Source organism: Kocuria subflava, assembly GCF_012163155.1.
In the GTDB taxonomy this organism is placed as follows: domain Bacteria; phylum Actinomycetota; class Actinomycetes; order Actinomycetales; family Micrococcaceae; genus Kocuria; species Kocuria subflava.
Map to the genome: position 1 here is coordinate 1 of NZ_JAAVUN010000279.1, position 502 is coordinate 502.

Annotated in this window: 1 protein-coding gene; it reads left to right on the top strand. The window is 63.7% G+C overall.

What is annotated here, in order from left to right; translation table 11 throughout:
* The coding region (locus GTW58_RS14200; RefSeq protein ID WP_245195294.1) for a M57 family metalloprotease at window positions 1–502 on the top strand (502 nt) is incomplete at both ends.

Here is a 502-nt window from a genome sequence, read left to right on the forward strand (position 1 = left end):
TCTACGAATCCCTCCCGTCGGTGCCCGTGGCCGAGGAATCCTCGGGAGGCACCGGTGATCTGATCGCCAACACGGACGTGTACGGCAACCAGACCCTGTGGTCGGCATCTGAGGCACAGGACCTGACCAATTGCGTCTCGGACGACTTCGGAAGCCAGAAGTCGATCGTCGTCAACGCCATGGAAGGTGGCGCCGCCATGTGGGAGGGCGCCTCGTCGGGCATCGACTTCACGTACGTGTCCTCCGAGGACGGCGACTGCAACACGTCCAACAACAACGTCGTGTTCTCGGTCGAGCCCACCTCCGAGACCGGGTACATCGCCCGTGCCTTCTTCCCGGACTCCCCCAAGTTTCAACGCAACGTGCTCGTCGCCGACCAGTTCTACTCCTCCGGGTGGCAGCAGGACGCGATCCTGGCCCACGAACTCGGACACGTGCTGGGCTTCCGCCACGAGCACACCCGTCCGGAGGCCGGAACCTGCTTCGAGGACAACAACTGGAG